This is a genomic window from Ramlibacter aquaticus (assembly GCF_015159745.1).
Classification (GTDB): Bacteria; Pseudomonadota; Gammaproteobacteria; order Burkholderiales; family Burkholderiaceae_C; genus Ramlibacter; species Ramlibacter aquaticus.
Genome location: NZ_JADDOJ010000031.1, coordinates 1 through 24,439, shown reverse-complemented (window position 1 = coordinate 24,439; position 24,439 = coordinate 1). Strand labels below are relative to the sequence as shown.

Here is a 24,439-nt window from a genome sequence, read left to right as displayed (position 1 = left end):
GTATTTCCAAATGCAAAAGATCCTGCGGCAGATCGCCGCCGAGCTGGCCGTGCGCGAAGACCAGGTGCGCGCGGCCGTGGAACTGCTGGATGGGGGCGCGACGGTGCCTTTCATCGCGCGCTACCGCAAGGAGGCGACCGGCGGGCTGGACGACATCCACCTGCGTGAACTCGAAGCCCGGCTCGCCTACCTGCGCGAGCTGGAGGACAGGCGCGAGGCCATCGTCAAGAGCATCCAGGAGCAGGGCAAGCTGACGCCCGAGCTGGCCGCCGCCCTTGGCGCCGCGCCGACCAAGCAGGAACTTGAGGACCTGTACCTGCCCTACAAGCCGCGCCGTCGCACCAAGGGCCAGATCGCGCGCGAAGCCGGGCTGGAACCCCTGGCCGACCGCCTGTTCGGCGACCCCACGCTGGACCCGGCCGCCGAGGCGCAGAGCTTCGTGAAGGCCGAGAAGGGCGAGGGCGGCGAGGACTTCACCACCGTGCCCGCCGTGCTCGACGGTGTGCGCGACATTCTTTCCGAGCGCTGGGCGGAAGACCCCGCCCTGGTGCAGTCGCTGCGCGAGTGGCTGTGGGCCGAGGGCGAGTTCCGCTCCAAGCTGGCGACGGGCAAGGACGAGAACCATCCCGACGTGTCGCGCTTCCGCGATTACTTCGACTATGCGGAGCCCATGGGCCGGGTGCCTTCGCACCGTGCGCTGGCGGTCTTCCGCGGCCGCCAGCTCGAGATCCTGGATGCGCGCCTGGCGCTGCCCGTGGAGCCCGAGCCCGGGCAGCCCTCGCTGGCCGAGGGCCGGATCGCGCTGCACCTGGGCTGGAGCCACCGCAAGCGGGCCGCCGACGACCTGCTGCGCAAATGCGTGGCCTGGACCTGGCGCGTGAAGCTCTCCCTGTCCACCGAGCGCGACCTGTTTGCCCGCCTGCGCGAGGAGGCCGAGAAGGTGGCGATCAAGGTCTTCGCCGACAACCTGCGCGACCTGCTGCTGGCCGCTCCTGCCGGCCCCCGGGTTGTCATGGGCCTGGACCCCGGCATACGCACCGGCGTGAAGGTGGCGGTGGTGGACGCCACCGGCAAGCTGGTGGACACGGCCACCGTGTTCCCGCACGAGCCGCGCCGCGATTGGGAGGGCGCGCTGCACACCCTGGGCCAGCTGTGCCGCAAGCACGGCGTGCAGCTCATCGCCATCGGCAACGGCACGGCCAGCCGGGAGACGGACAAGCTGGCCGCCGACCTGGGCAAGCGCATCGAGGGCCTGCAGCGCATCGTGGTCAGCGAAGCCGGGGCCTCGGTGTACTCGGCCAGCGAATTCGCCTCCCAGGAGATGCCCGACGTGGACGTGAGCCTGCGCGGCGCCGCCTCGATCGCACGCCGCCTGCAGGACCCGCTGGCCGAACTGGTCAAGATCGACCCCAAGTCCATCGGCGTGGGGCAGTACCAGCACGACGTGAGCCAGGGCGACCTGGCCCGGGCCCTGGAGGCGGTGGTGGAGGACTGCGTCAACGCTGTCGGCGTGGACCTGAACACCGCCAGCGTGCCCTTGCTATCGCGGGTGTCCGGCCTGTCGCCGGCCGTGGCGCGGGCCGTGGTGCGCTGGCGTGAATCGCATGGCGCCTTCCGCAACCGCCAGCAGCTGCTCGACGTGAGCGGCCTGGGGCCCAAGACCTTCGAGCAGGCGGCGGGCTTCCTGCGCATCCGCGACGGCGACAACCCGCTGGACATGACGGGCGTGCACCCCGAGACCTATCCGGTGGTGCAGAAGATGCTGGCGCAGGTCGGCAAGCCCGTGCAGGAGCTGATGGGCCGCGCGGACATGCTCAAGACCCTGCGGCCCGAGCTCTTCGCCAACGAGAAGTTCGGCGTGATCACGGTGAAGGACATCCTGGGCGAGCTGGAGAAGCCGGGCCGCGACCCGCGCCCGGACTTCAAGGTCGCGCGCTTCAATGAAGGCGTGGAGGACATCGCCGACCTGTCCGAAGGCATGGTGCTGGAGGGCACGGTGAGCAACGTGGCGGCCTTCGGCGCCTTCGTCGACCTGGGCGTGCACCAGGACGGCCTGGTCCATGTGAGCCAGCTCGCGAACAAGTTCGTCAACGACGCGCGCGAGGTCGTCAAGACCGGCGACATCGTCAAGGTCAAGGTGCTGGAAGTGGACCTGGCCCGCAAGCGGATTTCGCTGACCATGAAGCTGGGCGAGGCGACGGGCCGGCGCGACGCCGCTGGCGGCAACCGCTTCGAGCACGCCGGCCGCGGCCAGCGCGCGCCGCGCAGCGAGCCGGTCTCCACCGCCATGGCGGGTGCCTTCGCCAAGCTGCAGGGCCTGCGAAAATAAGCGCATGAGCGCGCTACGCATACACGCCGGCCCGCGGGCCCGGGCGCGCATCGCGCGCGAGGGCCTGCAGCCCGCCGACGTGGGCGTGGTGCCGGCCGCCGCCGGCGGGCCCAAGGGCCTGCTGCTCGGCCCGCTGGACCGCTTCCTCTTCGGCGACTGGCTCGCACGCAGCACCCAGCCCGTGCACCTGGTGGGCGCGTCCATCGGCGCCTGGCGCATGGCCACCGCCTGCCTGGACGACTGCGTCGCCGCCTTCTCGCGGCTGGAGCGCGACTACATCGCGCAGGACTACGAACTGGAGCCGGGCCGCAAGGCGCCCACCGCGGCGCACGTCAGCGAGCGCTTCGGGCAGGGCCTGGAAGCCTTCTATGGCGGGCGCGTGCAGGAGGTGCTGTCGCACCCGCGTTTCCGTCTCCACATCCTCACCTCGCGCGGGCGGCACCTGCTCGCGCGCGAGCACCGCGTGGGCACGCCGCTGGGCTACCTGGGCGCCTTCCTCACCAACGGCCTGCACCGCAAGGCCATGGGCGCCTGGCTGGAGCGCGTGGTGTTCTCGGCGGGCGGCGGCGCGACCCCGCTGCCCTTCGGCACCGGCGACTACCGCACCCGGCAGGTCGGCCTGACCGAGGCCAATTTCCGGCCTGCGCTGCAGGCCAGCTGCTCCATCCCTTTCGTGCTGCAGGCCGTGCACGACATCCCGGGCGCGCCCCGCGGCGCCTACTGGGACGGCGGCATCACCGACTACCACCTGCACCTGGACTGGAACCGCGGCGGCAGCGGCCCCCTCGTGCTGTACCCGCACTTCCAGAAGGCGGTGGTGCCCGGCTGGCTGGACAAGCCCTTCAAGTGGCGGCACGGGGCCACGCACTTCCTGGACAACACCGTGGTGCTGGCGCCGGACCCGGCCTGGGTGGCGACACTGCCCAACGCCAAGCTGCCCGACCGCACCGACTTCACGCGCTACGGCACCGACCTGGCCGCGCGCATGAAGGCCTGGACCACGGCGGTGCGCGAATCCGCGCGGCTCGCCGACGAATTCGCGGCCTGGCTGGACAAGCCGGACCCTGCGCGGGTCGAGCCCCTGTGAGCAGCGCCCAGCCCATGGCCCGGCGCCGCGTCGCCGCCGCGCCCCGGGCCCAGCGCGCGCGGCGCGGGCGAGGCGCCGCGCAGGTCTCGGGCGCAGGCCGCGTGCTGGGCTGGGACCTGCTGCGCGGCCTGTGCGCCCTCATGGTGGCCATCTACCACCTGCTGTACTGGCTGGGCCTGGCGGAACTGCAGGCGCTGGGCACCTACGGCGTGTACCTGTTCTTCGTGCTCTCGGGCGCCAGCCTGGCCTACAGCTACGGCGACCTGGGGCCGGCCCCCGGCGGCGTGCTGCGCTTCCTGGCCGTGCGCTGGATGCGCCTTGCGCCCCTGTTTCTGGCCGTCACCGCCGTGTTCCTGGCGATGCTCTACGCCCGCGATGGCCGCCTGGTCGACGGCATGCCACTGCGGCTGGCGCTCAATGCGAGCCTGCTCTTCGGCTTCCATGACCCGGTCGTCTGGTCGCTGCCGGTCGGCGGCTGGTCGCTGGGCATCGAGTTCGTGTTCTACCTGGCGTTTCCCCTGCTGATGCTGGCGGTGCGGCGGCCGGCCTGGGCCTCGGCGGCCTGCATCGCGCTGCTGGTCCTGCAGGCGGCCTGGCTGCAGGCGACGGTGGGCACCGACGGCTGGGAGGATTCGGCGGTCCGCTACCACCAGGTGCCGGCCTTCGCGGGTTACTTCTTCGTCGGTTGCCTGATCGGGCACGCCCGGCGCGCCCGGACACTGGCCTGGCCGTTCGCCGCGGGCCTGGTCGCCTGGGCCACGCTGGGCCTGCTGCTGGCCGGGGCGATGGGCGAGCCGGGCCAGGAGCTTCTGGGCACGCGCGGCCTGGTGCTGGTGCCGGCCTGCTTCGCGGTGGTCTGGGCGAGCGGGCAGGTGAGGGTGCCGGGCGGCCGCCTGTCGCGCGTCGCCGCCTGGCTGGGCGACGTCACCTACGGCACCTACCTGATCCACCCGCTGCTGGTCTTCAGCCTGATGTGGTTCGTGCTGCCGCGTTTCACGCCCCGGGCGGTGGAATCGCTGGCCACACCGCTGCGTGGGGCTCTGCTGCTGGTGCTGCTGGCCGCCACCTGCACGCTGGCCTGGGCCAGCGAGCGCTGGTTCGAGCGTCCCTTGCGGCAGACCGGGCGGCGCCTGCTGGGTGGCGGGCCCGCCTCCGCGCAGGCCTGACGCGCCTCGAGGCGCGCCGGGGCGGGTGACCGGCCCGGCGCGGGCCTCAGAGCGAGGCTTCCAGCATCGCCTCGTAGTCGTCCCGCGTGGCCAGGCGCGGGTTGGTCTTGTGGCAGTGGTCGGCCATGGCGCCGTCGATGATCCTGGCGAACATGCTGCGCTCCACGCCCATCTGCGCCAGGCCCGTGGGCAGGCCCAGGCGGGCGTTCATCTCGCGGACCGCGTCCGGCAGGGCCTCGGCCGAGGCCACGCCCATGGCGCGGGCCATGCGCTCCAGGCGGCGGTCCTTGCGAACCGATTCCGCGCCCGCGTTGAAGCGGATCACGGCGGGCAGGAACATGGCGTTGAGGGTGCCGTGGTGCAGGCGCGGGTCCACGCCGCCCAGGCTGTGGCTGAGGGAGTGCACGCAGCCCAGGCCCTTCTGGAAGGCCATGGCGCCCTGCATGGACGCGCTCATCAGGTTCAGCCGGGCCTCGCGGTCGCTGCCGTCGCGCGTGGCCTTCTCGATCCAGCCCCAGCCGCGCTCCAGGCCGTCCAGCGCGATGCCGTCGGCGGGCGGGTTGAAGGCGGCCGACATGAAGGTCTCCATGCAGTGGGCGATCGCGTCCATGCCGGTGGCGGCCGTCAGGCGCGGCGGCAGGCCCAAGGTCAGTTCGGGATCGCAGATTGCGGCCTTGGGCAGCAGGTGCCAGGAGTGGAAGCCCAGCTTGCGGTGGTCGTCCACGATGATGATCGCGCCCCGCGCCACTTCGCTGCCGGTGCCGCTGGTGGTGGGCACGGCGATCAGCGGTGCGGCCTTGTCCGTGATGAGGCCGGAGCCGCCCTCGATGGTGGCGTAGCGCGTGAGCGGGCCCTCGTGCGTGGCGGCGATGGCGACGCCCTTGGCGCAGTCGATGGCCGAGCCGCCGCCCACCGCGATCAGGCCGTCGCAGCGCTGGGCCTTGTAGATCTCCACCGCGGCGCGCACGGCGGCCTCGGTCGGGTTGGAGGGCGTCTGGTCGAACACCGCATGGGGCAGGTCGCCCAGGGCGGCGAGCGCCTGGTCGAGCACGCCGGCGGCGCGCACGCCGGCATCGGTGACCACGAGCGGGCGGGTGATGCCGGTGCGCTGGCATTCGGCGTGCAGCAGCTGGATGGCGCCGTTGTCGAACTGGATCTGGGTGAGGTAATAGATGAGTGCCATGGGACCGCCTGAAGTACGATGCCGCACTGTAAACGCCCGACCCGCCTTGTTCCTCCCGCAGTATCCCGAACTCACGCCGCAGATGCGTTCCGTGCTGGAGCGCATGGCCCGCGCCGGCTTCACCCCGCTGTACCGCCACACGCCGCGCGAGGCCCGTCTGGCCTACGAAGGCGCCGCCGATGTGCTGGAGGTGCCCAAGGCCGCGCTCGCGCGGGTGCAGGAGCTGCAGGTGCCCACCCGGGCCGGGCCGCGCGACGCCCGGCTCTATGCGCCCTCGAGCCAGCGCCTGCCGGTGCTGCTGTACCTGCACGGCGGCGGCTTCACGATAGGCAGCGTCGCCACGCACGACATCCTGTGCCGCGAGCTCAGCCGCCTGTCCGGGTGCGCGGTGCTGTCGCTGGACTACAGGCTGGCGCCGGAGTGGCGCTTTCCGGCCGCCTTCGACGACGCCTGGGACGCGCTGCAGTGGCTGGCCGCCGAGGGCGCCGCGCTGGGCCTGGACACCGCCCGACTGGCCGTGGGCGGCGACAGCGCGGGCGGCACGCTGGCCGCCACCAGCGCGATCCTCGCGCGCGACCACGGCATTCCCCTGGCGCTGCAACTGCTCATCTACCCGGGCGTGGCCGCCTGGCAGGAGGCACCCTCCCACACGCGCTACGCCACGGGGCTGGTGCTGGAGCAGCCGCACATCGACTGGTTCTTCGAGCAGTTCATCGACGCCCGCGACCGCGAGGACTGGCGCTTCGCGCCGCTCAATGCCGCCGACCTGGACGGCGTGGCGCCGGCCTGGGTCGGCCTGGCCGAGTGCGACCCCATGGTGGACGACGGCATCGCCTACGCGGATAAACTGCGGATGAGCGGCGTGCCGGTGGAGCTCGAGATCTACCGCGGCGTCACCCACGAATTCATCAAGATGGGCCGCGCCCTGCCCGAGGCGCGCCGGGCGCATGCCGATGCCGCCGCGGCGCTGTCGCGGGCGCTGCAGGTCCACCCCTGAGCCCATGTCCCAGAACCCCATGCACCGCAAGGACTACCGTTTCTTCCACCGCCTGCGCGTGCGCTGGGCCGAGGTCGATCTGCAGAAGATCGTCTTCAACGCCCACTACCTGATGTACTTCGACACGGCCGTGGCCGACTACTGGCGCGCCCTGGCGCTGCCGTACTACGACGCGATGCACGTGTTCGACGGCGACCTGTACGTGAAGAAGGCGACGGTGGAGTTCCACGCCTCGGCGCGGCTGGACGACCGGCTGGACATCGGCATGAAGTGCAGCCGCATCGGCACCTCGTCCATGGCCTTCCACGGCACCATCTTCCGCGGCGACCAGCGCCTGATCGACGGCGAGCTGCTGTACGTGTTTGCCAACCCCGAGACGCAGAAGTCCCGCCCCGTGCCGCCCGCGTTCCGCGCCATCCTCGAAGGCTTCGAGGCGGGCGAAGGCATGCTGGCGTTGCGCACCGGCCCCTGGGCTGAATTGCAGGAGCCCTGCAGCCGCCTGCGCACGCAGGTGTTCGTGCAAGAGCAGGGCATTCCGGCCGACGAGGAGTACGACGCCCAGGATGCCACGGCCCTGCACGCGCTCGCCCTGAACCGGCTGGGCCAGCCCGTCGCCACGGCCCGCCTGCTGCAGCAGGCGCCCGGCGTGGCCCTGATCGGCCGCGTCGCGGTGCACCCCGTGCTGCGCGGCAGCGGCGTGGGACGTGAACTGATGCAGGCGGTGATGCAGAAGGCGCGCGAGCGGGGCGACCGTGAAGTGGTGCTGAACGCGCAAACCAGCGCGGAGCGTTTCTACCTCGGCCTGGGCTTCCAGCGCAACGGGCCCGAGTTCGAGGAAGTGGGCATCCCGCACGTTCCGATGCGGCGCACGCTGGTGCCGGCCTGACCATGGGCCGCCGCCGCAACGCATCGCCCGTGCGCGCCGCCGCGGCTGCGGCCGCCATGCCCGTCCCCGGGCTGCAGGTGCCCCCTGCCGCCGTGGTGCCCACGACCGCCGCGGCCCTCCCTGCCGAGGCCGGCAGCACCGGGATCGCCCTGTTGCTGGGGCTCATGATCCTGCTCGCCCCCGCCCTGGGCGTCCCCAACGAGGAGATGCTGCAGGACACCTTGAAGTCCATCGTCGTGGCCTTCTTCTCGCTGGGCGCGGCCGTCGCCTTCTTCTGGGAACTGCGGCGCCAGGCCACGCCCCTGCGCTGGCACGCCGGCGTGTGGCTGCCACTGCTGCTGTGCGCCTACGCCCTGGGCAGCATGGCCTGGTCGCAGGTCTACCTCGCCGGGGTGGAGGCGATCCGGTGGTTCCTGTTCGCGCTGATCGCCTGGCTCACGCTGAACACCTTCAGCCGCGAGCGCATGGCCGGGCTGGCCCTGGCCGTGCATGCGGGTGCCGTGGTGGCGTCCACCTGGGCGGTGCTGCAGTTCCTGGTCGACTTCGGCTTCTTCCCCCAGGGTCCCAACCCGGCGTCGACCTTCATCAACCGCAACTTCTTCGCCGAGTTCGCGGTCTGCACCCTGCCTTTTTCCATGCTGCTGCTGGGCCGGGCGCGCCGCAGCGGCCCGGCGGCGCTGCTGGCCCTGAGCAACGGCTGGGTGATCACCGCCATCCTGATGACGGGCACCCGGGCCGCCCTGATCGCCCTGTGGCTGCAACTGCTGGTGCTGTGGCCGCTCGCCGCCTGGCTGTACCGCGACCGGCTGGGCTGGCGGGGCTGGGCCCGGCCTGCGCGCTGGGGCGTGCTCGGGCTGCTCTTGGCCACCGTGCTGGGCCTGGGCTCGCTGCCCACGGGCAACCCCAAGATCGTGGAGGAGGGCCGCGGCAACACGGCCCTGGCCCGTGCCTTCACCCGCACGGCCTCGATCCGCCCTGGGGACGAATCGCTGGGCGTGCGCATGGTGATGTGGCGTGCCACCGGCCGCATGATCGCCGCGCGGCCCCTCAGCGGCGTGGGCGCCGGCGCCTGGGAGAACGACGTACCGCTCTACCAGCCCGACGACGCCCAGCTGGAGACCGACTACTACGTGCACAACGAGTTCCTGCAACTCGTCGCTGAATACGGCCTCGTGGGCTGGCTGTTCCTGGCCGGCCTGGTGGCCTGGCTGCTGCGCGCGCTGCGCGACACCCTGCGAAATCAGGACGAGGTCGCGCGGGCCGAGGCGCCCTGGCGCGCGGTGCTGCTGTCCAGCCTGTTGGCGCTGTTCGTCGTCAGCAACGTGGGCTTCGCCTGGCGCATGGCCTCGACCGGGGCGCTGTTCGCGCTCTGCCTGGGCGCGTTGGCGGCGTCCGACGCGCGCATGGGGCTGGGCGGGCGCCTGGGTGCCCAGGCGCTGCCCTGGCGGCCGTCGCGCTCGCTGGCCTGCGCGGTCGCGGCCGCGCTGGCGCTGGCCCTGGCGGCCTGGATCAGCCAGCAGGCCGCCGAGTGCGAGCGCAAGCTGGTACGGGCCACGCGCATGGCGCTCACCATCACCGCCTCCGGCCGTCCGAACGACCCCCAGTGGGCGCCCATGAAGACCGAGATGCTGCGCCTGGTGCACGAGGGCGTGGACATCAACCGCCACTACCGCAAGATCACGCCCATCGTCGCCGACGAGCTGGCGCGCTGGGGCGACTGGAAGGACGCGATCCCGCTCTGGGAAAGCGTGATCTCGTCGCGGCCCTACATCGTGGCCATCATGACCAACATCGCCCGCGGCTACCTGAGCGAAGGGCAGGTGGACCGTGCGGCCGAGTTCCTGGCGCGGGCCAAGGCCATCCACCCGGAGGCGCCCTCGGTGCTCTCGCTGGAGGTGCTGGTGCTGAGCCGCCAGGGGCGCGACGCCGAGGCGCTGGCACGCGCCCGCGAGGTCATGGCCCAGGGCGTGGCCGACTTCGACCTGCTCAACGCGGTGTACCTGCTCTCGCGCAAGCAGGGCGACCTGGCCACCGCCGAGAAGGCGCTGCAGACCCGCCTGGCGCGCTGGCCCTACCAGGTGCTGCCGGGCCTGCTCGAGCTGGCCCAGCTGCAGGCCGGCCCCCTGGGCAAGCCTGACGCGGCCGTGGCCACCTGGCGCCAGGCCCTGGCACGCCTTCCTGCGCGGGAGCGCGATCGGGTCTTGTCGCAGGTGCCCGCGGCACTGCGCCCGCAGGTGGAATCGCAGGCCTCACTGCCCGACCGCTGAGCGGCCGGCGCCACGGGCTCAGAGGTCGGCCAGCAGGGGGTAGGGCGGCGGCGAGAGCTGGAGTGCCGGGCCCTGCGCGCTGCCCGCGTGCAGCGCGGCCCCTTGCACCGCCAGCTGCAGCGAGACGATGGCGTCCCAGCCACCACCCGGCGCCGCGGCTGCCTCGACCACCATGCCCGCGGGTTGCCCGGGTTCGGCCGCGTCGAAGACCTCCTGGCCGGCCTGCAGCGGTGCCTGGGCATGGGCCAGGAAGGCCCGGCGCTTGAGCGTGCCGCGGAACTGGCTGCGCGCGACCACTTCCTGGCCGGGGTAGCAGCCCTTCTTGAAATTGACGCCGCCCACGGACTCGTAGTTCAGCATCTGGGGCACGAACGCATCGACCACGGGCGCATGGACCGTGGCGATGCCGCTGCGCACCTCGCCCCAGGCCCACAGGGCGTCGTCCATCGCCGGGCCCGCGGGCGGCGGGCTGCCGGCGGCGAGCACGGCCAGGGCCCGCGGCACCCCGTCGGCCGGGTAGAGCGCGACCTGGGTGCCACCGGGCACCGCGGCCTTGGCCCAAGGCTGGGCCGGGGCGCCGGTGGCGGACTCGCCCGCCAGGCCGTAGAGATCGAACTCGGCACTCGCATCGCGCAGCTTGCACTTGGCGCGCAGCACGAACATGGACAGGCGCTTCAGCGTCGGGGCGAGCAGTTCGGCGGCGGTCACCAGCAGCACCTCGGTGGCCGACAGCCTGAACCCGATGAAGCTCGCCAGCATGCGCCCCTTGGGCGAGCACCAGGCCGCGAGCCGGGCCTCGTCCTCGCGCAGCAGCGCGAAATCCTGGGTCAGCTGGCCCTGGAGGAAGGAGACGGCGTCCTCGCCGGCGGCGGCGATCACGCCCAGGGTGCCCAGCCGGGCCACGCCATTCAGTGCAGGGGTCATCGCTGAATTATCATCGTCCGCTGATTCCACTCGAGGCAACAGGGGCGGCAGGCCGTGCGGCGTTTTCTTTGGACGGTGGTCGGGCTGGCCCTGCTGGTGCTGGCGGCCGTGGCGGGCTGGGGCTGGTGGTGGGTGCAGCAGCCGATGGCGCTGTCCTCGCCCTCGCTGGACCTGTCGATCGAGCCGGGCACGCTGCCGCGCGGCGTGGCGCAGGCCGTGCATGACGCCGGGGTCGCCGTGGATCCGCGCCTGCTCTATGCCTGGTTCCGCGTGTCGGGCCGGGGGCGTGCGATCAAGGCCGGCAGCTACGAGCTCGAGGCCGGCATCACGCCCCTGCAGCTGCTGGACAAGCTCGCCCGCGGCGAGGAGAGCCTGCGTGCGGTCACCCTGGTGGAAGGCTGGAACCTGCGCCAGGTGCGTGCAGCCCTGGCCCGCGAGGACGCGCTGCGCCACGACACCGAGGGCCTGGCCGACGACGCGCTGATGGCGCGGCTGGGCCGTCCGGGCGTGCCGGCCGAGGGGCACTTCTTCCCCGACACCTACACCTACGCCAAGGGCAGCAGCGAAATGGCCCTGCTGCAACGGGCGCTGCGGGCCATGGACCGGCAGCTGGCGGCGGCCTGGGCCCAGCGTGTCGACACCACGGCGGTGAAGACGCCGGAGCAGGCGCTGATCCTGGCCAGCATCGTCGAGAAGGAGACCGGGCTGCCGGCGGACCGGCCCATGGTGGCCGCGGTCTTCAACAACCGGCTGCGCCTGGGCATGCCGCTGCAGACCGATCCGACGGTGATCTACGGCCTGGGCAGTGCCTACGACGGCTCGCTGCACAAGCGCGACCTGCAGGCCGACACGCCCTTCAACACCTACACCCGGGCCGGCCTGCCGCCCACGCCGATCGCGATGCCGGGCAAGGCCTCGCTGCTGGCGGCGGTGCGGCCGGCGCAGAGCAAGGCGCTGTACTTCGTCTCGCGCGGCGATGGCAGCAGCCAGTTCAGCTCCAGCCTGGACGAGCACAATCGGGCCGTGAACAAGTACCAGCGGGGACGCTGAATCCGATGGCTCAGGGGATTTTCATCAGCTTCGAAGGCATCGACGGTGCGGGCAAGTCCAGCCACGTGGACGCCCTGGCCCAGGCCCTGCGCGGGCAGGGCCGTACGGTGACCGTGACGCGGGAGCCGGGCGGCACGCCGCTGGCCGAGAAGCTGCGGGCCCTGGCCCTGCACGAGCCCATGGACCCCCTGACCGAGGCGCTGCTCATGTTCGCCGCCCGGCGCGACCACCTGCAGCAGGTCATCGCGCCGGCGCTGGACCGCGGCGAGGTGGTGTTGTGCGACCGCTTCACCGACGCCACCTTCGCCTACCAGGGCGGCGGCCGGGGTTTTGACGAGGCCGTGCTGGCCCAGCTGGAACGCTGGGTGCAGCAGCGTCCGGACGGCACCTTGCGCCAGCCGGACCTGACCCTGCTGTTCGAGATCGCGCCCACGGTGGCCGCGCAGCGCCTGGCCTCGGCCCGCCTGCCGGACCGCTTCGAATCGCAGCCGGTCGCTTTCTTCGAGGCCGTGGCGCAGGGCTATGCGCGCCGCGTGCAGGGTGCGCCAGGGCGCTTCGCCTGCATCGCGGGCGACCAGCCGCGCGAAGCCGTGTGGGCCGCGGTGCAGGCCGCCGTGCGCGGCCGGGGCTGGCTGTGAGCGCGGCCGTGCCGCCCTGGCTGGCCCGGCAGCGGCGCGAGCTGCTGGCGCAGCGTGGCCACGCCTGGCTGCTGCTGGGCCCCTCGGGCCTGGGCCAGTACACCCTGGCGCTGGAGCTGGCCCGGGGCTGGCTCTGCGAGCATCCCACGGCGGACGGCGCCTGCGGCCAGTGCGGCAGTTGCCACGCGATCGAGGTCCGCACCCATGCCGACCTGGCCGTGCTGATGCCCGAGAACCTGATGGGAGTGCTGGGCTGGCCGCTGGACGAGAAAGCACAGAAGGACATCGACGAGAAGAAGCGCAAGCCCAGCCGCGAAATCCGCATCGACGCCATGCGCGATGCGATCGAGTTCTCGCAGCGCACCAGCGCCCGCGGCCGTGGCAAGGTGGTGCTGGTCTACCCGGCCGAGCGCATGAACGCCTTCACCGCCAACGCGCTGCTCAAGACCCTGGAAGAGCCGCCTGGCGACGTGCGTTTCGTCCTCGCGACCGAGGCCGCCCACCAGTTGCTGCCCACCATCCGCAGCCGCTGCATCGCGCACACCCTGGCCTGGCCCGCGCCGGGTGAATCGGAAACCTGGCTCGCCGCCCAGGGGCTGGATCCGGCCGAGGCCGGGGCGCTGCTGCGTGCCGCCGGTGGCCGTCCCGAGGACGCGCTGGCCTTCCACCAGGCCGGGATCGCGGCGCGGCAGTGGGCCGGCCTGCCGCGCGCCCTGGCCCGGGGCGACGTGGCCGCGCTGGGCGACTGGAGCCCGGCGGCCATGGTGGACGCGCTGCAGAAGCTCTGCCACGACATGATGGCCCTGGCCTGCGGCGCCCCGCCGCGGTTCTTCGCCGCCGCCGACCTGCCGGCCGCGCCGCCGCTGGCCACGCTCAACCGCTGGTCGCGCGAACTCGCCCGCACCCTGCGCACGGTGGAGCACCCCTTCAACGAGGGGCTGCTGCGCGAAGCGCTTGTGAGCCGCGCGCGCTCGGCCCTACACTCTCAGGCATCCGCAGCACGCCGATGAGCACTTCCCCCACCACGCCGCGCCCCAGCGTCATCCAGCTCGCCATCAAGGAAAAGGCGGCGCTGTACGCCGCCTACATCCCGCTGTTCGCCGAGGGGGGCATCTTCATTCCCACGGCGCGCGACTACAAGCTGGGCGACGACGTGTACGTGCTGCTCTCGCTGCCGGACGACCCGCAACGCTATCCCGTGGCCGGCAAGGTGGCCTGGGTGACGCCGCCGCGCGCCGCCGCCAACCGCACGCAGGGCGTGGGCGTGCGCTTCCCGGCCGACGAGAAGTCCAAGCTGCTCAAGCTCAAGATCGAGGAGATCCTGGGCGCGCACCTGGCTTCCGAGCGGCCCACCCAGACCCTCTGAACCCGCCCGCGCGGCGGAACCGCCGGCGCGCGGACGCCTCCGATTGCCGATGTACGTCGATTCACACTGCCACCTCAGCTTTCCCGAGCTTGCCGGCCGCCTGCCCGAGATCCGCGCCGCCATGGCCGCGGCCGGGGTCGATCGGGCGATGTGCATCTGCACCACCCTGGAAGAGTTCGACACCGTCCACGCGCTGGCGCTGGCGCACGACAACTTCTGGTGCAGCGTGGGGGTGCACCCCGACAACGAGGGCGTGCGCGAGCCCTCGGTGCAGGACCTGGTGGGCTTGTCCGCGCGGCCACGGGTCATCGCCATCGGCGAGACCGGGCTGGACTACTACGGCATGGAGGACCGCAAGGGCGGCCGCAGCATCGCCGACCTCGAATGGCAGCGCGAGCGCTTCCGCCACCACATCCGTGCCGCCCGGCAGGTGGGCAAGCCGCTGGTCATCCACACCCGCTCGGCCTCGGACGACACCCTCCGAATCCTGCGGGAGGAGGGCGAGGACGGCTCGGCGGGGTCGGCGGGCGGCGTCTTCCACTGCTTCACGGAAACCGCCGAGGTGGCCCGGGCCGCCCTGGACCTGGGCTTCTACATCTCGTTTTCCGGCATCCTGACCTTCAAGAGCGCGGCCGAGCTGCGCGAAGTGGCCGCCTTCGTGCCGCTGGACCGCATGCTGATCGAAACCGACAGCCCCTACCTGGCGCCCGTGCCCTACCGCGGCAAGACCAACACGCCGGCCTACGTCCCCTACGTGGCGCGGCAGATTGCCGAGCTGCGCGGGCTGGCCGCCGAGCAGGTCGGGGCGGCCACCAGCGCCAATTTCGAGCGTCTTTTCCGCCCGGCGTGATGCTCAGAACGTACTTGAGGTTTCTTGTTTTTGCCGTTGTCACGGCTTGGTTTTTTCCTGCGCACGCAGGGTCGTTCGCGGATTTCTTCCGGTCCGTGCGGCAGGACGACGTCCAGGCCGTGCAGGCCCTGCTGCAGCGGGGCTTCGACCCCAACACCATCGACGAGAAGGGGCTCACGGGCCTGTTCATCGCCTTGCGCGACGAGTACCCCAAGGTGGCCCGGTTGCTGGCGGGCTGGCCAGCCACGCAGCCCGAATTCCGCAGCCCGGATGGCGAAAGCACGCTGATGATGGCCTGCCTGCGCGGCAACGAGGACATCGCCCGCCTCCTGGTGGAGCGGGGCGCGGACGTGAACAAGCCCGGCTGGACCCCGCTGCACTACGCCGCCACCGGCGGGCACGCGGCCATCGCCGCCTTCCTGCTGGACCAGAACGCCTACATCGATGCCGACGCGCCCAACGGGAACACGCCGCTGATGATGGCAGCCCTGTACGGCAACGCCGAGACCGTGAAGCTGCTGCTGGACGCCGGGGCCGACGCCAGCCTGCGCAACCGCCTCGGCATGAGCGCCCTCGACCTGGCGCGCAAGGGCGAGCGGCCCGACGCGATCAGGCTGCTGGAGCAGGCGCAGGACCAGCGCCGCCGCGAGAAGCCGCCGGGGAAGTGGTGAGTCCCTGCAGGGCCGCCTCCAGCACAGGCTGGGCCCAGCGCGGAACGGCGGCCAGCGCCGCATGCGACTGCAGGTCGGGAAACAGCACCCGCCCGTGCGCCATCTCCAGCACCAGCGCCGGGTCCGGGATGTCCTCGCCCGGCGCCACCGTGTGGCTGTTGTCCAGCACCTGCAGCCGCGCGATCACGGGCAGCAGGCGGATGAGGTTGGCGCGCGAGGTGTTCCAGCGCTCGCGTATCGTGGCTTCCTCAATGGCGTGGCCCTGGTGCGCAACGCGCTGCGCCACGCGGGCGATATGCAGTTCCGGCGTCGCGAGGCCGCAGTAGAGCATCAGCAGGTCGTGCGTGGCGGCCGCCTGCGACAGCAGCCGCGTGATGGTGCGCCCGCCCAGGGTGGTCTCGAAGGCGTGGTTGCGGCCCTGGGCCATCGCGGCCTCCAGCAGGGTGCGGCCGTGGGTCCAGGCCCGGCCGTTGGCTTGCGCCGGGTCCAGCCCGAGCTCGCGCACCAGCGCAGCCGCGTAACCGTCAGGGTTGAACCAGTCCAGGCCCTGGCCCCGCAACAGGGCCGCCAGCGCGGAACTCTTGCCGGCGCCGTTCACACCGGCCAGCACGAGGATGAAAGGGCGCACCTAGAAGGCCGGGCCCGCCTTGGGCCGGGGCGCGGCGATGCGGCCCTGGCGTTCGAAGACGGCCGCCGCCTGGGCGGCTGCGCCCGGCGCCTGCAGGCTGGCGAGCCGCGCCTGGAACTGCTCCGAAAGCCGGTCCAGGGCCGAGGCCTCGCGCGCCTTCAGCTCGGCCGCGCTGGCCGCCAGTTCCCGGTAGGCCTCGGCGGTGACCAGCACCATCTCGACCGTGGAATGGTTGGTGATGGCCACGCTGCCGCTGGCGTGGACTTCCCGCACCAGGTCACGCCAACGGTTCTTGACGTCCGAGGCCTTCTGGCGCGGCAGCGCTTCGAGCTGGGGCAGGTCGGCGATCATGGGTGGGCTCCTGTTCGGCCTGATTATGGCCGAAATGCCAGATCATGGCATTTTCAGCCTCCCAGGTAGGCCGCCTGCACCTTGGGGTCGCCCATGAGCTGCGGGCCGCTGCCCTCCAGCACGATGCGCCCGCTCTCCAGCACGTAGCCGTGTCGCGCCACCTTCAGCGCCTGGCGCACGTTCTGCTCGACGAGGAAGATGGTCAGGCCCTCGGCGTTGATCTCGCGCAGCGTCTGGAAGATGCCCTGCACGATGATGGGCGCCAGGCCCATGGAGGGCTCGTCCAGCAGCAGCAGGCGAGGGCGGGCCAGCAGGGCGCGGCCTATGGCCAGCATCTGCTGCTCGCCCCCCGAGAGGTTGCCGGCCAGGCCGTCCAGCCGCTCGGCCAGGCGCGGGAACAGGTGCAGCACCCGGTCCAGGTCGCCCGCAATGGCGCCGCGGTCGCGACGGCGGTAGGCGCCCAGCTCCAGGTTCTCGCGCACGGTGAGCGTGGTGAGGATGGCGCGGCCTTCGGCCACCTGCACCAGCCCGCGCTCCACGATCTGGTGGGGCGAGAGCCGGGTCAGTTCCTCGCCGGCCAGGCGGATCGAGCCGGCGCGCGGCTTGACCAGCCCGGACAGGGCCAGGAGGGTGGTCGATTTGCCGGCGCCGTTGGCGCCGACCAGGGTGCGGATCTCGCCCTCGTGCACGTCGAAGCTGATGCCCTGCACCGCCTCGATATGCCCGTAGGCGACCTCCAGCCCCTGAACTTCCAGCAATGCGGTCATTCGCAGGCCCTCGCGCCTGTCACTTCGTGGTCCGCGCTGGCCCCGGAGGGCGAGCGCGAATCCTGGAGCGGTCCGATGGTGCTCATGCAGCCACCACCTCGTCGTCGTCGCGGCCCAGGTAGGCCTCGATCACCGCCGGATTGCTGCGGATCTCGTCGGGCCCGCCCTCGGCGATGATCTTGCCGAAGTTCAGCACCGCGATGCGTTCGCACAGGCCCATCACGAAGCGCATGTCGTGTTCGATCATGAAGACGGTGTAGCCGCGCCGCGCAATCTCGCGGACCACGCCCATCAGCGCGACCTTCTCGCCGCTGTTCATGCCCGCCACGGGTTCGTCCAGCAGCAGCAGCTTGGGATCGGTGGCCAGGGCGCGCGCGAGTTCCAGCTTGCGCTGGTCGCCATAGGAGAGGTTGTCGGCCAGGTCGCCGGCCTTGGCATCCAGGCCGACCCAGGCCAGCAGCTCGTGGGCCTTGTCGCGTGCCCGCTTTTCCTGCGCGCGGAAGCCGGACAGCGAGAACAGCCAGCCCGGCACGCCGTAGTCCAGGTGGGCATGCATGCCCACCACCACGTTCTCGACCAGGGTCATCTCCTTGAAGATGCGGATGTTCTGGAAGGTGCGGCCCAGCCCCAGGCGGGTGATGCGGTGCGGCGGCAGGCCCAGCAGGCTCTGGCCATTGAACTCGATGCGCCCGCCCGTGGGCGGCATCAGGCCGGTGACCAGGTTGATGACCGTGGTCTTGCCGGCGCCATTGGGGCCGATCAGGCCGAAGACCTGGCCCTGCGGCACCTCGAAGCTGACGTCGGTCAGCACCGTCAGGCCGCCGAAGCGCTTGGACACGTTGGAAAGCTTCAGCATCAGCCCGCCCTCCGGCGCAGCCACTGGCGCATGCGCTGCGGGTCCCAGAGGCCCTTGGGCAGGAAGATGACGATCGCCACCAGGATGGCGCCGTTCAGGAGCGTGCGGAAGTCCTTGAAGCTGCGCAGCAGCTCGGGCAGCAGCGTGATGATGAGGGCGCCCAGCACCGGGCCGGTCAGGCCGCCGGTGCCGCCCAGGATGGCCATGGCCAGGATGTCCACGCCGCGGTCGAAGTTGTATTCGCTGGGCCCGATGAAGAAGGTCAGGTGCGCATTGAGCGCGCCCGCCAGGCCGGCGATGCCGGCGCCCAGCGCGAAGGCCAGCATCTTGTGCGCGCCCACGGCGATGCCCATCAGCGAGGCCGCGACCTCGTCCTCTTTGATGGCCTCGAAGGCGCGGCCGATGCGGGAGCGGCGCAGGCGCCACAGCAGCAGCAGCACCAGCACGACGGCGCCCAGCACGTGCCACCACTGCGTCAGCTGCGGGATGCCGTTCAGGCCCAGCGCGCCGCCGGTGAGGGAATCGGCGTTGAGGATGAGCACGCGGATCACCTCGCCGAAGCCCAGCGTCGCCATGGCCAGGTAGACGCCCGATAGCCGCAGGGTGGGACCGCCGATCAGCAGTGCCACCAGGATGGGGGCGGCGATGCCGCCGGCCAGGGCGACAGGGAAGGGCGCACCCAGGTTCATGGTCAGCAGGGCCGAGGTGTAGGCGCCTATGCCCATGAAGGCCGCATTGGCCATGGCCAGCATGCCGCAGGACAGCGTGAGCCAGATCGACAGCGCCAGCAGGGCGTTGACCCCGACGGTCAGCACCAGGTTGCTGTAGACGGCCCAGAAAGCGTCGAAGGAATCCATCGTGGGTCAGGCCTTGCGTTCCAGCACGCGGCCGAACATGCCCTGCGGCCGCAGCAGCAGGACGACGAAGAGCAGGCCGAAGGCGACGGCGTCGCGCATGGTGGAGCCGATGTAGGCCACCGACATCACCTCGGCGAAGCCCAGGAACAGGCCGCCGATCAGCGCGCCGCGGATGTCGCCCATGCCGCCCAGGATGATCACCGCGATGCCCTTGTGCAACATGGGCTGGCCCATGAGCGGGAAGACCGCGTTGGAGTAGAGCGCGATCAGCACTCCGCTCACGCCGCCCAGCGCCGCGGCGGTGAAGGAGGTGAGGTAGAACAGGCCCTCGACGTTGATGCCCAGCAGCAGCGCCGCCTTGGGCGACTCGGCGATGGCGCGCAGGGCGCGGCCCATCTGGGTGCGGCGCATCAGCAGCAGCAGGGCGCCCATCAGCGTGAAGGACAGCAGGATGATCGCCATCTCGATCACCGACAGCTGCAGCCCGCCCAGCGTGAGCTGGGTGTCGGGCACCAGGTCGGCCGGGAAGCGCTGGTTCTCGGCGCCGAACAGGCCCTGGGCCGCGTTGTTCATGGCGATGGCCAGGCCGATGGTGGCGATCATGGGGATCAGGTGGGGCGCGTTGCGCCGGCGCAGGGGCCGCAGCACCAGGAAGTCGACGGCCAGGCCGAACAGGCCAGAGACGACCAGCGCCGCCACCAGCGAGGCCCACAGCGGAAGGCCGAGGCGGGTCACCACCTGCAGCGCGGTGTAGGCGCCGACCATGAAGATCGCGCCGTGGGACAGGTTGACGACGCCCAGCACGCCGAAGACCAGCGTGAAACCGAGCGCGAAGAGCGCATACACGCAGCCCAGGGAGAGCGCGTTGACGAGTTGCTGTTCGAGCAAGGTGGGGTCCTGGAATGGAAAAGGCCGCCGGTCGCCCGGCGGCCCGCATCAGGCGATGCTTACTTCTCGATCTGGTACTTGCCGCCCTTGGTGACGGACACGATGGCCGCCTGCTGGGCGTCGTAGCCGGCCGGCTTGCCGTCGCGGCCCGCCACCTGGCGGAACTTGAAGGCGCCGGTCGCGCCGGTGTAGGTCACGGCGGGCAGGGCGTCGCGCAGGGCCTTGCGGTCGGCTTCCAGGTTGCCGGAGAGCTTCACCTTGCCCAGGGCACTGGCCACGATGTACATGGCGTCGTAGGCCTGCGCGGCGAACTGGTCAGGCGCCGACTTGTACTTCTGGGTGAAGGCCACCACGAAGTGCTGGTTTTCCTTGGTCTGGTTGCCCAGGGCCCAGGGGCTTCCCACCCACAGGTTGTCCGACTTGTCCTTGGCCAGGTCGAAGACCTTGACCGAGTTCATGCCGTTGCCGCCGATGAAGGGCAGGTTGATGCCCAGCTGGCGGGCCTGCACCATGATGGGCGCGCCTTCGGCGATCAGCGCCGACAGCACGATCGCATCGGCGCCGCTGGCCTTGATCTTGGTGAGCTGGGCCTTGAAGTCCACGTCGCCCTTGGCGAAGGTCTCGGTCGTGGTGACCGGGATGTGCATGTTCTCCAGCGCCTTCTTGAAGGCGTCGTAGCCGCTCTTGGTGAAGACGTCGTCGTTGCCGTACAGCACGGCGACCTTCTTGATGCCGGCGTGCTTGATCGCCACGCGCAGGGTCTCGGGCAGCACGTCGGCCTCGGTCACCGAGTTGCGGAACACGAAGTCACCAATGGAGGTGATGCCGTCGGCGGTGTTGGAGGTGCCGAAGGCGACGGTCTTCGCGGCCTGGGCGATCGGGTCGGCGGCCTGGGCCGAGTTGGACAGGGTGGGGCCGAAGACCATCAGCACCTTGTCCTGGAAGATCAGCTTCTTGAAGACGTCGATGGCCTGTTCCTTCTTGCCGGCCTCGTCCTCGAACTGGATCGCGATCTTGTTGCCCTTGACGCCACCGGCGGCGTTGATCTCGTCGACGGCGAGCTCGAAGCCGCTCTTGATCGACTGGCCGTACTGGCCGGCCGGGCCGGACAGGGCCTCGGCGGCGCCGATCTTGATGTCGGCGGCGGCAGCCGAGGTGGCCATGGCGGCGGCGGCGATGGCGGCAAGCGCGTGCCGCGAAGTGAAACTGGCGAAACGGGACATGGCTGGATCTCCTTGTGGGCTTGCCTCTTGCGGGCGGCGGAATTGTAGGCGCCGAGGCTGGCACCCGCCTGAACGGTAGCCCGACATCATACTGAGCCGAGTGTCGGGACCGTCGCCGCCGCCGGCGAGGATCCCGTGGCACGGGCTGGTCTGGGGGCACTTGACCTTGCCATGGGGGAAGGGTCTACAGTGAATGGAGTGCGCCGTCGCTTCGCCTTGCCGCGGGGCCGGCCTGCCTGAAACAAATGGGGATCGTGAAATGATCAAGCGAAGGAATTTCCTGGCCCTGGCCGCCGTCCTGGGCCCGCTGGCGAGCGTATCGGCCCGGGCCGCTGTGGGCCTGCCGGCGGTGGAGGTGTTCAAGAACCCGTACTGCAGCTGCTGCGAGGCCTGGGTGTCGCACCTGAAGGCGGCAGGGTTCGCCGTGAAGGTGAACCTGGTGGAGGACACGGCCCCGGTGCGCCGGCGGGCCGGCATTCCGGAGCGTCTGGGCAGTTGCCACACGGCCCTGGTGGCGGGCTATGCGCTTGAAGGTCACGTGCCTGCCGCCGACGTCAAGCGGCTGCTGGCGGAACGTCCGGACGCTGCGGGCCTGGCCGTGCCGGGCATGCCCGTGGGTGCCCCGGGCATGGAAGCCGGCGCGCGCAAGGACCCGTTCGATGTGCTGCTGGTGGACAGGCGGGGGCAGGCCACCGTGTTCGCCAGCCACAACAAGGCCTGAGGAGGCCGGCGTGACCCACCGTCAGCCCCTGAGCCGCCCGGTCGGCCTCTGTGCCACGGCCCTGGCCCTCGCTGCCCTTTCCGCCGCCGCCTGGGGGGAGGGCGCACCTCGCGCACCGTCGTCTTCGGCCTCCGACTTCGCTTCGAGCGCGAAGGCCGGGTCGGCCTGGCCGCGCGCGCCCCGCCCGGGCTGGCCCCGGGTCCGGGGGGTGGTGGAAAGCGCGGACGCCGCCGCCGGCGAAGTCGAACTGAAGCACGAAGCGATTCCCAACCTGGGCATGGACGCGATGACCATGGTGTTCCAGCTCAGGAATCCGGCGCTGCTGCGCAGCCTGAAGCCCGGCGACCGGGTGGACTTCCAGGCCGACATGCACGGGGCCGATCCGGCCATCGTTTGGCTGCGCCGGCATCGTTGAGCCATAACGCATAGACGACCGGTCGTAGTAAATAAAGTCAATGGTGACAGAGGCTTGCGACAGTGTTTTGATGTGATTTGGAGGGCTACTGTCGAGCGCATCGAGCCGCCCTTCGTACGCCTGGACCCGTCGCCAAGAGGATTGCTCAACTCCAGCACACTGGCGCCGGACACTCCAGTCCTTCTTGCGGGACCCTGGGGCCCAGCATGGCGCGGCGGTCATCAGGAAAGTCATTGAGGCCGGTGGTGATGCGTGGCGTCGAGTTGCTGAGCTTGGGACACGCTGGCATGCAGCGCGAGGTCGGGGGCCAAGTGCAAGCCGGGCCGCCAGCCGCCAGCCGCCAGCCGCCAGGGCAGCGTTTCGCCAGACGGCTGGAACGTGCAAGGCTGAATTCACATCGTTGGTCTACTTTATACGATGTATATTATGTCAAATCATGCAGGGGTTGGGGTCAACTCAGCCGATGCGCGCGCCCCTGCAGTCTGACCAGACTCCGACCTGGCTGATGCCGACCCGGTGGGCGTTCTGGGTGCCGGCCTGCCTGACGGGCCAAGCCCTAAGATGGCACTCGGCGTGGTCCGGCATCCACCGCCCTCCGGGTCGGCCCTGTGGGTCGACGGTCACCACAGGCCGACGATGGCAACCTGGTCCCAACTTACCTTTGATCCCAGCCCCGAGACCCTCGCCGCCCTGCGCAAGCACTGGGCATGGAAGCTGGGTGAGGACTGGAGTCCCATCCTCTTCTCCGTGATCGGCGACGTCTTCATCGAGCTTCCCGCCGGGTCGGTCTGGTGGCTGAGCACGTCCACTGGAGCGCTCGAACAAGTCGCCAGCCAGCGCGACGAGTTCATCCGGATGCTGGAAACGGACAGGGCGGACGAGTGGTTCCTGCCGGGGCTGGTGGACGTCTTGCATGAACACGGCAAGGTGCCGGGACCCGACCAGTGCTACTCGTACGCCGTCTTTCCAGTGTTCGCGGAGGGCGGCTACGCTGCGGAGAACATGACGCCCGTGGCGGCCGTCGAGTATTTTGGCCTGAGTGGGGACGTTCACCGGCAGATCCAGGGGCTTCCCGATGGGTCTGAAGTGCAGATCCGATTCGCGTAGCCCGGCCGATCTGGTCGTTGGCAGGCCCGCCAGCGGCCGGCACCGAGCGCCCTTCCCGCCTCAGGCCGCCGGCGCGTGGTAGAGCGCGCGCACCACGTCGCTCTGGGTGATCATGCCGACCAGCCGCTGCTGCCCGTCGATCACCGGGATGTGGTGGTGCCCGTCGTGCGCGAAGACGGGGATCAGGTCCGCCAGCAGGCTGTCCCCGCTGGCCACCCGCACGCTGCGCGTCATGATCTGGCCCACCACCTCCGGCCGTTCGCTGTGCGTGCTGCCGCTGGGCTTGAGCGCGGCGCGCAGCCGGGCCTGCAGGTCCGTCACGCCGGAGCCGCTGTCCAGGCGCATGAAATCCGCCGTGGTCACGATGCCGCAGATGCGCTGCGCCCGGTCCAGCACCGGCAGCGCCTTGATGCGGCGCGCGTGCATCAGGTCCCAGGCTTCCTGCAGCGAGGCCCCGAAGGGCACGGACACCGGCGCACGGCTCATCACGTCCGCGCATCGCAGCGCGCCCAGCTTGCGCTGGTAGGCCGCCATCTCGGCCTCCTCCAGCAGCACCTGCAGGTCGGCGCGCCCGATGTCCAGAACCTGGTTGTAGCGGGCGAGTGCCGTGTCCAGGTCTTCGGCGCTGAAGCGCCGGGCGTCCACGGGCCGCAGCCCGGGGTCGGCCGGCAGCACCTGGGCGCGCGGATAAGGCCGGCCGGTGAGGTTGTTGTAGAGCAGCCCCATGCCGACCAGCGCCAGGGAGTTCATCAGCACCGGGAAGATGGCGAAGTCGTAATGGGTGACGTGGGCCACGGCCATCAGCACCGCCGCAGCGCCGCCGGGCGGGTGCAGGCAGCGCAGCGAGGCCATCAGCAGCACCGCCACGGCCATGGCGACCCCCGCCGCAAGGACCGGGTCCGGGAAGGCCTGCACGCAGGCGATACCGACCAGGGCCGACAGCGTGTTGCCGGCGATCACCGGCCAGGGCTGGGCCAGCGGGCTGGCCGGCACCACGAACACCAGCAAGGCCGAGGCGCCCAGCGGAGCGATCAGCCAGGCCGCGGCCGGCTGGCCCGGCGCCAGCATGCGGCACAGCGCAGCCGCGAAGGCCAGGCCGATCCCGGCGCCCAGGGCGGCGCGCCAGGCCTCGCCGGGACTGATGCCTACCGGGCCGGGAATGAACCGGCGCATCCACAGGCGCGAGCGCGGGACGGCGGCGGGGATCGCCAG

Annotated in this window: 25 protein-coding genes; 15 read left to right on the top strand and 10 right to left on the bottom strand. The window is 71.2% G+C overall.

The annotated features are described in order from the left end of the window. Positions 1-10 precede the first annotated feature (10 nt). Genes IM725_RS09485 through IM725_RS09475 form a run of 3 tightly spaced genes read left to right on the top strand, consistent with a single transcriptional unit; the run spans position 11 to position 4,582 of the window. A complete protein-coding gene (locus tag IM725_RS09485; RefSeq protein ID WP_193780336.1) occupies positions 11-2,329 on the top strand; it encodes a Tex family protein in 2,319 nt (772 codons plus the stop codon). Positions 2,330-2,333: 4 nt separating this feature from the next. Further along, positions 2,334-3,416 (top strand): patatin-like phospholipase domain-containing protein, encoded by a 1,083-nt coding sequence (locus IM725_RS09480; protein ID WP_193780335.1) that lies wholly within the window; start codon positions 2,334-2,336, stop codon positions 3,414-3,416. Further along, a complete protein-coding gene (locus tag IM725_RS09475) occupies positions 3,413-4,582 on the top strand; it encodes an acyltransferase family protein (protein WP_193780334.1) in 1,170 nt (389 codons plus the stop codon). The genes IM725_RS09480 and IM725_RS09475 overlap by 4 nt, the downstream gene beginning before the upstream one ends. 46 nt (positions 4,583-4,628) lie before the next feature. Here the strand turns inward: IM725_RS09475 and IM725_RS09470 are convergent, their stop codons facing one another. Beyond that, complete coding sequence (locus tag IM725_RS09470; protein WP_193780333.1) at positions 4,629-5,765, bottom strand: iron-containing alcohol dehydrogenase; 1,137 nt, start codon at positions 5,763-5,765, stop codon at positions 4,629-4,631. 82 nt (positions 5,766-5,847) lie between these two features. On the opposite strand from IM725_RS09470, the gene IM725_RS09465 reads away from it, so the two are divergent. From IM725_RS09465 to IM725_RS09455, 3 genes are read left to right on the top strand one after another with little or no spacing between them, the layout of a single operon-like run. Further along, positions 5,848-6,762 carry an alpha/beta hydrolase gene (locus IM725_RS09465; protein WP_193780360.1) on the top strand — a complete coding sequence of 305 codons (915 nt, stop codon included), beginning with the start codon at positions 5,848-5,850 and terminating at the stop codon, positions 6,760-6,762. A gap of 4 nt (positions 6,763-6,766) precedes the next feature. Then, positions 6,767-7,648 carry a YbgC/FadM family acyl-CoA thioesterase gene (locus tag IM725_RS09460; RefSeq protein WP_227753714.1) on the top strand — a complete coding sequence of 294 codons (882 nt, stop codon included), beginning with the start codon at positions 6,767-6,769 and terminating at the stop codon, positions 7,646-7,648. Between the two features lie 2 nt (positions 7,649-7,650). Next, on the top strand, positions 7,651-9,915 hold the full coding sequence (locus IM725_RS09455) for an O-antigen ligase family protein (RefSeq protein WP_193780332.1): 2,265 nt from the start codon (positions 7,651-7,653) through the stop codon (positions 9,913-9,915). 18 nt (positions 9,916-9,933) lie between these two features. Here IM725_RS09455 and ygfZ read toward each other — a convergent pair whose 3' ends face one another. After that, on the bottom strand, positions 9,934-10,839 hold the full coding sequence (ygfZ, locus tag IM725_RS09450) for a CAF17-like 4Fe-4S cluster assembly/insertion protein YgfZ (RefSeq protein ID WP_193780331.1): 906 nt from the start codon (positions 10,837-10,839) through the stop codon (positions 9,934-9,936). A 54-nt stretch (positions 10,840-10,893) separates the two neighbouring features. Here ygfZ and mltG point away from each other — a divergent pair, with 54 nt between their 5' ends. The 6 genes from mltG (at position 10,894) to IM725_RS09420 (ending at position 15,414) form a co-directional block, all read left to right on the top strand. Beyond that, positions 10,894-11,889 (top strand): endolytic transglycosylase MltG, encoded by a 996-nt coding sequence (mltG, locus tag IM725_RS09445; RefSeq protein WP_193780330.1) that lies wholly within the window; start codon positions 10,894-10,896, stop codon positions 11,887-11,889. A 5-nt stretch (positions 11,890-11,894) separates the two neighbouring features. Continuing rightward, positions 11,895-12,527, top strand: a complete 633-nt coding sequence (gene tmk, locus IM725_RS09440) for a dTMP kinase (protein ID WP_193780329.1) — start codon at positions 11,895-11,897, stop codon at positions 12,525-12,527. Beyond that, positions 12,518-13,537, top strand: a complete 1,020-nt coding sequence (locus IM725_RS09435; protein ID WP_193780358.1) for a DNA polymerase III subunit delta' — start codon at positions 12,518-12,520, stop codon at positions 13,535-13,537. Before tmk ends, IM725_RS09435 begins: the two co-directional genes overlap by 10 nt. Further along, entirely contained in the window at positions 13,534-13,893 is a 360-nt protein-coding gene (locus IM725_RS09430; protein WP_193780328.1) for a PilZ domain-containing protein, read from the top strand. The genes IM725_RS09435 and IM725_RS09430 overlap by 4 nt, the downstream gene beginning before the upstream one ends. 49 nt (positions 13,894-13,942) lie before the next feature. Then, positions 13,943-14,743 carry a TatD family hydrolase gene (locus IM725_RS09425; protein WP_193780327.1) on the top strand — a complete coding sequence of 267 codons (801 nt, stop codon included), beginning with the start codon at positions 13,943-13,945 and terminating at the stop codon, positions 14,741-14,743. Between the two features lie 95 nt (positions 14,744-14,838). After that, positions 14,839-15,414, top strand: a complete 576-nt coding sequence (locus IM725_RS09420) for an ankyrin repeat domain-containing protein (RefSeq protein WP_287065585.1) — start codon at positions 14,839-14,841, stop codon at positions 15,412-15,414. Here IM725_RS09420 and IM725_RS09415 read toward each other — a convergent pair. The 7 genes from IM725_RS09415 to IM725_RS09385 form a co-directional block, all read right to left on the bottom strand. After that, a complete protein-coding gene (locus IM725_RS09415; RefSeq protein ID WP_193780326.1) occupies positions 15,353-16,042 on the bottom strand; it encodes an AAA family ATPase in 690 nt (229 codons plus the stop codon). The genes IM725_RS09420 and IM725_RS09415 overlap by 62 nt on opposite strands. Further along, complete coding sequence (locus tag IM725_RS09410) at positions 16,043-16,393, bottom strand: type II toxin-antitoxin system prevent-host-death family antitoxin (protein ID WP_193780325.1); 351 nt, start codon at positions 16,391-16,393, stop codon at positions 16,043-16,045. Between the two features lie 53 nt (positions 16,394-16,446). After that, positions 16,447-17,160: an ABC transporter ATP-binding protein gene (locus tag IM725_RS09405; RefSeq protein WP_193780324.1), complete on the bottom strand. Its 714-nt coding sequence runs from the start codon at positions 17,158-17,160 to the stop codon at positions 16,447-16,449. Between the two features lie 82 nt (positions 17,161-17,242). Continuing rightward, positions 17,243-18,016, bottom strand: a complete 774-nt coding sequence (locus IM725_RS09400; protein WP_193780323.1) for an ABC transporter ATP-binding protein — start codon at positions 18,014-18,016, stop codon at positions 17,243-17,245. Continuing rightward, positions 18,016-18,873 carry a branched-chain amino acid ABC transporter permease gene (locus tag IM725_RS09395; RefSeq protein ID WP_193780322.1) on the bottom strand — a complete coding sequence of 286 codons (858 nt, stop codon included), beginning with the start codon at positions 18,871-18,873 and terminating at the stop codon, positions 18,016-18,018. The genes IM725_RS09400 and IM725_RS09395 overlap by 1 nt, the downstream gene beginning before the upstream one ends. A gap of 6 nt (positions 18,874-18,879) precedes the next feature. After that, positions 18,880-19,761 carry a branched-chain amino acid ABC transporter permease gene (locus IM725_RS09390; RefSeq protein ID WP_193780321.1) on the bottom strand — a complete coding sequence of 294 codons (882 nt, stop codon included), beginning with the start codon at positions 19,759-19,761 and terminating at the stop codon, positions 18,880-18,882. A 59-nt stretch (positions 19,762-19,820) separates the two neighbouring features. Continuing rightward, positions 19,821-20,984, bottom strand: coding sequence for an ABC transporter substrate-binding protein (locus tag IM725_RS09385; RefSeq protein WP_193780320.1), 1,164 nt, complete (start codon positions 20,982-20,984; stop codon positions 19,821-19,823). A 259-nt stretch (positions 20,985-21,243) separates the two neighbouring features. Between IM725_RS09385 and IM725_RS09380 the strand changes: the two genes are divergently transcribed. From IM725_RS09380 to IM725_RS09370, 3 genes are all read left to right on the top strand, one after another. Then, the gene (locus tag IM725_RS09380) at positions 21,244-21,705 is read left to right on the top strand and encodes a DUF411 domain-containing protein (RefSeq protein WP_193780319.1); all 462 of its coding nucleotides are present in this window, start codon (positions 21,244-21,246) and stop codon (positions 21,703-21,705) included. A gap of 10 nt (positions 21,706-21,715) precedes the next feature. Beyond that, positions 21,716-22,120, top strand: a complete 405-nt coding sequence (locus IM725_RS09375) for a copper-binding protein (protein WP_193780318.1) — start codon at positions 21,716-21,718, stop codon at positions 22,118-22,120. Positions 22,121-22,756: 636 nt separating this feature from the next. Next, the gene (locus tag IM725_RS09370) at positions 22,757-23,227 is read left to right on the top strand and encodes a T6SS immunity protein Tdi1 domain-containing protein (RefSeq protein ID WP_193780317.1); all 471 of its coding nucleotides are present in this window, start codon (positions 22,757-22,759) and stop codon (positions 23,225-23,227) included. Between the two features lie 60 nt (positions 23,228-23,287). On the opposite strand, the gene IM725_RS09365 is transcribed toward IM725_RS09370, so the two are convergent. After that, the coding region (locus IM725_RS09365) for an HPP family protein (RefSeq protein WP_321576199.1) at positions 23,288-24,439 on the bottom strand (1,152 nt) is incomplete at its 5' end.